The sequence below is a fragment of the Flavobacterium bernardetii genome, from assembly GCF_011305415.1.
GTDB lineage: Bacteria > Bacteroidota > Bacteroidia > Flavobacteriales > Flavobacteriaceae > Flavobacterium > Flavobacterium bernardetii.
In genome coordinates this window covers 1-8,612 of sequence record NZ_JAANOQ010000015.1, presented here as the reverse complement: position 1 = coordinate 8,612, position 8,612 = coordinate 1, and the positions used below count along the sequence as shown (strand labels likewise).

Here is an 8,612-nt window from a genome sequence, read left to right as displayed (position 1 = left end):
TTTCTCGCAAGAAATTTTATCTTTGATAGAAAATAATCGGTTCCGAACTTCGCAACCTCGCCAAGCGCCGGAACGTTAACTGTAACCTTAATCAACTTCGCGTATAAAATCAATATGAAAAAAGAACAGGTTCTTGACACAATTCAAAAAGGAAAAGAAATCATACCCATAAAAATCATATCTGAACCTAAGTTTGATTGGGAACCATATGTATTATTAATTGCCACACTTTCACTTATTGCTGCTGTAATAATACCATTTGCTCAAAAATGGTATGAAGAATACAGAACTAAAAGGAGTTTTCAATTTTACTTTAAAAAACAATTAGGAATTATTCTTAATCTTATAACAAGTGAAAAGATAGAATATATTTCTCCTGGTATAAAAGATAACCCTGAGAAAGTTTTTTTATCTCCATCTGAGTTTTCAAAAAAATTAGAAGTCGATTTTAAGAATAACAAAGAGGCTGTCCAGCCGAAAACAATATTTATTCTTTTAATGAATTTACAAAAAATGATGCATTATTCATATCAACTCAGATATGCTTTAAGTAAAATTGAATTTGATAAATTAACTGATAAAACTTTAGAACATGGTAAAGAATTATCAAACAAAGAATTACAAAAAGCATATGGTATAATATTAATTTATGAAAGTTTTATTAGCATCTCAACTTTTCATGATAGATTTGGAGATATGAAATCTATACAAAGAGAAATAAGAGATAAAATTTGGATTGGTTTGAAACTTGAAAAAGATTTTCTTCAAAAACAATCTGTTTTAAATGATGACTTGCAACTAATAAACAATCACGAAAATAGTATTTTTGAAATAACTGAAATGATTAGAATTGTTGAAACAAAAACAAAAGAATATTTTGAATACGAGAAAAATCAAAAGAAAAGAAATAAAGGCTACAGTTAACAGGCGTTTGGCAAGATTGCGAATTTTGTAGTAAATTCACGTTTACATTTCGCAAGAAATTTTATCTTTGATAGAAATTAATCAGTTCCGAAGTTCGCAACCTCGCCATGCGCCGGAACGTTACCAGTAATACTAAACCAAAAATGCGCAAAAAGAAAACTGAAATATTAATTGTAACAATCCTCTGGATATTTTTAATAATATCAATAATTTATAATCCAAATTTAAGAATTCAATCTTACTTTGGAATTATAAGCCTTACGATTGTTTCAATTGCTCTTGCTTTGAAAAAAAGAGATATGAGTTTAGGAATATTAGTATTTATATTAACTCTTTCTACTTTTGATTTTATAAAGTTCGGTAATGCTTTTGATGCAAGAATTGGTATTTTCCATTTATTGCCTTTAGTATTATTATTAGTTTTAATCATTACAAGATTGGGCGAATTGATGAGCTTAAAAGAAAAATGGTTTGGAGAAGAGCCAGAGGAATTAGAAAAAGCAAAAGAAAATAAAATTGCAATTTTCAAACGTGAATTTCAAAATCTATCATCAGAAGAATTGATCAGAAGAGAAAATAATTATAAATTAGTTGATGAAGCGAAGATAGCGATTAAACAAATTTTAGAAGAACGAAACGAAACAAAAGATATTTACTAAGTAAGTACTACTGGTAACAGGCATTTGGCAAGATTGCGAATTTTATAGTAAATTCACGTTTATTTCTCGCAAGAAATTTTATCTTTGATAGAAAATAATCGGTTCCGAAGTTCGCAACCTCGCCAAGCGCCGGAACGTTGTGCGTCAGTTTCGAGCGACAGAAAGCCGAAATAAAAAATCTATAATAAAAAGAAAAATATTTTTTAAAAAATGAACATAAAAATAGAAACCGAAAGACTGATTTTAAGAGAATTCATAGAAAGTGATGAAGACGGAATATTTGAGTTAGATAGTAATCCTGCAGTTCATACTTATTTAGGAAATAAACCAATAACAGAAATAGAAGAAGCAAGAAAATATATTGAAATATTAAATCAACAATATTTAGAAAACGGAATTGGACGTTGGGCAGTAATTGACAAATTTAGTAATGAATTTATTGGTTGGTCAGGGATTAAACTTATAAATGAACCAATGAATAATCATAATAATTTTTATGAAATTGGTTATAGGTTAATAGAAAAACATTGGGGAAAAGGAATTGCAACTGAAACAACTATTGCATTATTAGATTATGCTTTTGAAAATTTAAAGACTGAAAAAGTTTATGCAATTTGTGACATAGGAAATCTAGGATCAAAAAACGTTTTACTGAAAACTGGTTTAAAACTAATTGAAACTTTTGATTACAATGGAACTGAACATAATTGGTTTGAAATAAGTAAAAATGAATGGATTGAATTAAAACAAAAGAAATTATTAAACTAACAAAAAAAGAAAACCGAACGCACAACAGCGGTTTGGCGCAATTGGGGTTTTGGGCAAACTTTAAAGTTGGTTTTGTACTTGGAAGTTCAGTCTTAAATCGATACATTTGGCTAACCAAATCCCCAACTGACGCCAAGCCACGAGACGTTGTGTGCTATTTTTGAAGAAAAAAATCGTAAATATTTTAAAAATGAAAAATCATAATCAAGAATTATTTGAAACAATCAAAAAATTCAAAAAAATATTTAAGCGAGAATATAAATTTTTACCAGTTGCCAAAGAAGAAGATATTATTTTATTTGAAAACAAATTCAAAGTAAAATTACCTAATGAGTATAGATTGTTTCTACTAAATATAGCAAATGGAATAATTAGCAAAAAAGATTGGAATTTTGATAAATTAGACAAAATAGATTTCAAAAATTATCGACATAACGAAGAATACAATCCTTCAGTAAATTTTAAACTTAATAAAAAAGTTATATTTCACAATCCAAAAGATTTTGGTAATTATCCATATGAAACATATGTTTGTGATGAAACTAAATCTGATGAAGAATTCTTCTATTTAAATGATGGATTCAAAAGCGGAGTAATTCATCTCTGTGGTTATGGATGCGGAACTTGCTCTATGATTGTTGTAAATGGAGAAGAATATGGAAATGTTTGGACAGAAGACATTGCATCAAATGACCAAGTATATCCTGAATATGAAATTGAAAACAACAAAAACCGAATGAATTTTAATGATTGGATTATTATGCGTTTGAATCACGAAATAAAAATGCATTATCTTATTTTAGAATCTGAAAAAAGAGAAATTGAAATGAAAAAAGAATCAGGTGAATGGGATATTTTTGACGAATTTTTATACTCTTTAAAAACTTTATGGAACAAAATAATTAATTAAAACAGCACACAACAGGCGTTTGGCAAGATTGCGAATTTTGTAGTAAATTCACGTTTATTTCTCGCAAGAAATTTTATCTTTAACAGAAAATAATCAGTTCCGAAGTTCGCAACCTCGCCAAGCGCCGGAACGTTGTGCGTCAGTTTGGCGGAACGTAGAAAAACTGTACAAAAAATTAAGAGAAACATATGTTAAATAAATTAAGCAAAAATCAACTTTACATATCAATCACCATATCTTGTATATTATTTATTTTTCTGAATTTTTCAATTGGACCAACTTCTGTTTTTGGTCTTGCTGAATCCATACAAAACAAAACGGGATATTTTTTTGGTGTTGATATAAATACTCTTGATTATTTTTTAATTTCACTAATTCCTGTTTTTGGATTACTACTAAATTCTGAAAGGAAAGTAAATAGTTTTGTAGAAATCCTAAAAGACAACTTAACCATTTTATTATGCTGTTTAATAACTTTTAGTGTTGGGTTATTTATTTTAATAACGAAAATTGGAAGTCCGAGCGCAAATCCACTAATTCCGGAGTATTTGCGTGTAGAACCACTAAAGATTTACTCAACTTTTTTCATTGGAATTGGAATTATATTGCCTTTTTTAATAAATAAGAAATACGTTGAAAAAACAGAAAATAGAATTGAGGAAATTGGAAAATAAAAATTATAAATATTAATGGATGTGGATAAATTGAAAATTTGCGATGAATGTAATAGTGAATTCAATAAAGAATCTTCTGAAATGGAAAATCTTTGTCCAGAATGTTCTTCGGTTTTATATGGCTATCCGAATTGTGAACATAATTTTATAGAAAATCGTTGTGAAAAATGCTATTGGAATGGAAAATCTAGTGAATATATCGAAAAACTGAGAGCCGAAAAATAAAAAACCGAACGCACAACAAGCGTTTGGCAAGATTGCGAATTTTGTAGTAAATTCACGTTTATTTCTCGCAAGAAATTTTATCTTTGATAGAAATTAATCGGTTCCGAAGTTCGCAACCTCGCCAAGCGCCGGAACGTTGTGCGACACTTTCTAGCGACGGAAAACCGAAAATAAACAGAAATGAATATTGATATTTTACTTTATATAATTTTTATAATTCCAATTTTAATAGCAGGATTTCAAATAGAAAAACTAAACGAGAAAAAAGTTTTCATAATTTGGATATTAATCGCAATTATAATAATTTTCATAGGATATATGATTGAAGACAATTCTAATAACGAAATGAGAAATATTAGCTATTTTGGTTCTCAAATGCTTTTTATTTTCCTAATCATTCATAAAGTTACTAGAAATATATACTTCAAAATATTTAATAGAGAACCTGAATTTGGAAAGTTTCCGAAATATAAAATTGATTATATTTATACTTTGCTATTAACAATTGGAACTATGGTTGTTCCTTTTTTACTTGATAATTTTATATTCAAAAAATTCTAAACTATGGAAAAGTTTAAAAATAAATATTTTTTAGAACTTGACAAAACACGAATAGGATATACTGAATTTGAATATGCAGATGTTCCTATGGGAGTTATTCACGGAAAAATAATATTTGAAAATATAAATTCCCCTTTTGAACTATTTCAAACACATTGCACAAAATTTAACGTTGAAATGAATGATAACGATATAAGTTTGAGATTAATTGACACAGTTGTTATACCGCAATTAAAAGTATATACAGAAAATAATGAAGAATTAAAAGGTTGGGGCGGAGCAATAACTGGAATGGATTCAGATGAATTTGAAATTCAGTTTGGTGGAATTACAAGTAAAATAATGCAAAAAGAATTCGGAAGTCATTTTAAAGAATACTATGAGAAAAAATAAAAGCGATCGCACAACAGGCGTTTGGCAAGATTGCGAATTTTGTAGTAAATTCACGTTTATTTCTCGCAAGAAATTTTATCTTTGATAGAAAATAATCGGTTCCGAACTTCGCAACCTCGCCAAGCGCCGGAACGTTATATGCTATTTTCGAAGAACATCTTAAATACCAAATAAATGAATATAAATGAAATAATCACTGACGAAAATCTAACAGTTAGTATAGAGGAATTTTTTCAGTACTTTACTTACGGCGGACTTTTAGAAGGACAGCCTTCTAATCACGTCAATAAAATGATTTTAACTCATATAGAAAATCGCGCAAGAAAAATACTTGAACTCGAAAACATCATCATTTTAAATCCGGAGCCAAAAAATTCTGAAAGTTTTGGTTGGGATAGTGACTGCGAATTACCGAGAATAACTTGCATAGCATTAATAAAAAGTATAGAAGTTTTCAAAGATCTTAAAAAAGATTTCTCTTGTTTAGGTATCATTTGGTTTCAGAAAGATTTCATGTTTCCTATTGAAGATGACATTTTAGAAAAAATAAAAAAAATTCCTTTTAGGAAGTTATGTTCTGAGTTTGAATATTAAAACAGCATATAACACACGTTTTACGCTATTGCTAGGCTTGGTTTGTGTTTGAAAGCTGTAGTGATTATTTTTTTTCTTTTTAAAGGCATTTTTCTTTAAAAGTTTTCGGTATATTTGTTTACGTCAGTGCGTGAATTACGCAACAGTCGTAAAGCGTGGGAACGTTAGAGGAAAGCTTTTGACCGCACCGTAAAATCAACAACTATTCAAAATGAAAGAAGTAAAAACAAGTCAAGGAGGAATTGATTATCTACATACAATTTTATTAGAAAAACCACTAACCGTAACTAAAGCTTCGCTGTGGAAGATAAAGCATGCTAATAGCGAAAATGACGAAATTGCAGTCAAAATTGGTAGATATTCGAAAAAGAAAGGTCCATTCAATATGGATATTCAAACCTTAGAAAATCAAACACCAAAAAGTGAGCTAACATTTAAAGAACAGGAATTTGAAGGATTGATTGCCTTTATACAAAAAGAATATACGCCATTTTCACAAGGAATAAAAAAATTTATTACGGTCGAAAACCAATTGAATGCAGAGAATATAGAATATCTGCAAACTTTTTTTAATCATCCCGAAAAACAAGAACTTATCGACTTTGTAATTGGTCACGACATAATTCCATCTGAACTTATAGAAGCATTCAATCATGTTGCAAAAATTAGAGCTTTAGAAAAGTTTGAAGAAATGCTAGAAGATGATTTAGTTGAACATGATTGGCAAAAATGGTTTGAAGAAAATAATTGGGTGTTAGGAACAGAATACGTTCGAATATTGGATGAGAGAAATATCGATACGCAAAATATCTCGGACTTTTTGATGGAAGCATATGATGGATTTTTAGATATTGTTGAAATTAAACGACCTGATGGAAACTTAAACTTTTGGGCAACATCAAAAGACCACGGAAATTATATTCCGCACCAAGATTTGGTAAAAGCTATTACACAAGCTTCAAAATATATTTTTGAAGTGGAAAGAGAATCAAATAGTATTAAGTTTTTAGAAAGAGTTGATGGTGTCAGAACAATAAAACCTCGTTGTGTATTAATCTTTGGGAGATCTAATGATTGGAATATTGAGCAGAAAGAAAGTTTCCGACTTTTAAACTCAAGCTATCACAACATAAACATTATGACATATGACCATGTTTTTGAAAGAGCAAAAAGAATAATTACACATTAAGCCTTCCTCTAACAGGCGTTTGGCAAGATTGCGAATTTTGTAGTAAATTCACGTTTATTTCTCGCAAGAAATTTTATCTTTAGCATAAAATAATCAGTTCCGAAGTTCGCAACCTCGCCAAGCGCCGGGACGTTAAATACAAGTTTTGTGGAATCGAGAACGCTGAATAAAATCTGATTATTTTCACATCTATTTTCAGAAAACACTTCGCTCCTATTTTTGTTTTAAATTCGAAAAAACAAAATTATTTTAATTGAAATTTTTGAGCTTTTAATTTATTGTCGAAAATGGAAGAATCCAAAATTGATGGCGGAAATAGTTTGCGAAAAAGTATTGCGTATAAATTGTAGATTCGGAAATCTTTACTTGAATTGGCTTGCGGAAAAGTATTGTGTATAAATTGTAGAATTGGAAATCGTTACTTAAATTGGTTTGCGAAAAAGTATTGCGAAAAAATATTTAATCGGAAATTACTACTTGATTTAGATTGCGAAAAACTTATCGAATCGGAAATGCTATCTTGAAAAAGTTTGCGGAAAAGTATTGCGGAAATTGAGCGTTTTCCGAATTAATTCAGAAAACTTACGAAGTAAAACTCATTGGAATAACAAAAACCTGTATTTAACAGCGGTTTGCTAAAATGGCTAATTTTGTAGTAAATTCACGTTTATTTCTCGCAAGAAATTTTATCTTTAACAGAAAATAATCAGTTCCGAAGTTCGCAACCTCGCCAAGCGCCGGAACGTTATGTGCCATAGTACCGAACCACTCAGATAGTCGACAAGTAAATGAACGAAAGGATATACTTTAATACAACTCAGCGATTAGACAAAGCTCTATTTGAACTTTTTTTGAATGAAACTTTTAATAGCAATCAATTTATTTGGATTACAAATTTCAATGAGTTTATTATTGACAATGATGTAGACAAACAAAAGACCTACATTTCACTTGAAACTTCAACAGAAGGATTTAAGTTTCACTACTCTGTTTTTGACAACAACAACTTAGAGCTAACGTTAAGAGAACGAATAGAAATTTTAAAAACTTTAGCCCAGAAGTTAAGTATTGAAATTCTTTCCACAGATGACGAAGTGAATCCTTGGACATGGGTGCTTATCGAGCCAAACGGAGAGACCTCTACTATTGAGACAAAAGATGACGATGTTTTAGTAGTTGATAACTTTTATAACTTTCCATTCGGGAATTTAAGGACAAAAACGAAACTAGCTGATGCTGAACTAAATGTTTTAAAGAAAATTATAGAAAAGAAGTTTCCAAATATTGACATTCATCACGGTAATGACGGACCAGTAATAAATGGTGGCTTTAATGAAGTGAAAAATAATTTTGACCAACTTAACTTGTTTGATGACCACTATGAAATTGTTCCTATTGGAAAAAATGTTTGGCTAGACAAGAATGAAAAATCTAAATTATTTGTAAATTTAATGTTAGAGTTTCAAGATCAAGTAAATAGAGAGCTTTGTCTTTTTCCTAGGAATTACAGTGAGGTGAAAAATATTGAAGGCGGAAGTGATAGTGAAGAACATTGTATTTTGCTGACATCATTCGGACAAGAAAAAATAGTTTACAAACAGAGAAGAAAATCATGGATTACCTGACAACTACGGCACATAACAGGCGTTTGGCAAGATTGCGAATTTTGTAGTAAATTCACGTTTATTTCTCGCAAGAAATTTTATCTTTGATAG

The 8,612-nt window shown here is 29.6% G+C and carries 11 protein-coding genes; all 11 read left to right on the top strand.

Annotation, left to right across the window (positions count from 1 at the left end; translation table 11 throughout):
* Positions 1-114 precede the first annotated feature (114 nt).
* Positions 115-924, top strand: coding sequence for a hypothetical protein (locus G6N05_RS15215; RefSeq protein WP_166131748.1), 810 nt, complete (start codon positions 115-117; stop codon positions 922-924).
* 143 nt (positions 925-1,067) lie between these two features.
* Complete coding sequence (locus G6N05_RS15210) at positions 1,068-1,583, top strand: hypothetical protein (protein ID WP_166131745.1); 516 nt, start codon at positions 1,068-1,070, stop codon at positions 1,581-1,583.
* 210 nt (positions 1,584-1,793) lie between these two features.
* On the top strand, positions 1,794-2,351 hold the full coding sequence (locus G6N05_RS15205; RefSeq protein WP_166131743.1) for a GNAT family N-acetyltransferase: 558 nt from the start codon (positions 1,794-1,796) through the stop codon (positions 2,349-2,351).
* A 190-nt stretch (positions 2,352-2,541) separates the two neighbouring features.
* Positions 2,542-3,261 carry an SMI1/KNR4 family protein gene (locus tag G6N05_RS15200; RefSeq protein ID WP_166131739.1) on the top strand — a complete coding sequence of 240 codons (720 nt, stop codon included), beginning with the start codon at positions 2,542-2,544 and terminating at the stop codon, positions 3,259-3,261.
* A gap of 188 nt (positions 3,262-3,449) precedes the next feature.
* A complete protein-coding gene (locus G6N05_RS15195) occupies positions 3,450-3,935 on the top strand; it encodes a hypothetical protein (RefSeq protein WP_166131736.1) in 486 nt (161 codons plus the stop codon).
* Between the two features lie 21 nt (positions 3,936-3,956).
* Entirely contained in the window at positions 3,957-4,160 is a 204-nt protein-coding gene (locus G6N05_RS15190; protein WP_317167494.1) for a hypothetical protein, read from the top strand.
* A 180-nt stretch (positions 4,161-4,340) separates the two neighbouring features.
* Positions 4,341-4,721 carry a hypothetical protein gene (locus tag G6N05_RS15185; RefSeq protein ID WP_166131730.1) on the top strand — a complete coding sequence of 127 codons (381 nt, stop codon included), beginning with the start codon at positions 4,341-4,343 and terminating at the stop codon, positions 4,719-4,721.
* A 3-nt stretch (positions 4,722-4,724) separates the two neighbouring features.
* Positions 4,725-5,114, top strand: coding sequence for a hypothetical protein (locus G6N05_RS15180; protein WP_166131727.1), 390 nt, complete (start codon positions 4,725-4,727; stop codon positions 5,112-5,114).
* A gap of 174 nt (positions 5,115-5,288) precedes the next feature.
* Positions 5,289-5,708 (top strand): hypothetical protein, encoded by a 420-nt coding sequence (locus G6N05_RS15175; protein WP_166131724.1) that lies wholly within the window; start codon positions 5,289-5,291, stop codon positions 5,706-5,708.
* 211 nt (positions 5,709-5,919) lie between these two features.
* Positions 5,920-6,897 (top strand): Shedu immune nuclease family protein, encoded by a 978-nt coding sequence (locus G6N05_RS15170; protein ID WP_166131721.1) that lies wholly within the window; start codon positions 5,920-5,922, stop codon positions 6,895-6,897.
* Positions 6,898-7,685: 788 nt separating this feature from the next.
* A complete protein-coding gene (locus G6N05_RS15165) occupies positions 7,686-8,522 on the top strand; it encodes a hypothetical protein (RefSeq protein ID WP_166131718.1) in 837 nt (278 codons plus the stop codon).
* Positions 8,523-8,612: the final 90 nt, after the last annotated feature.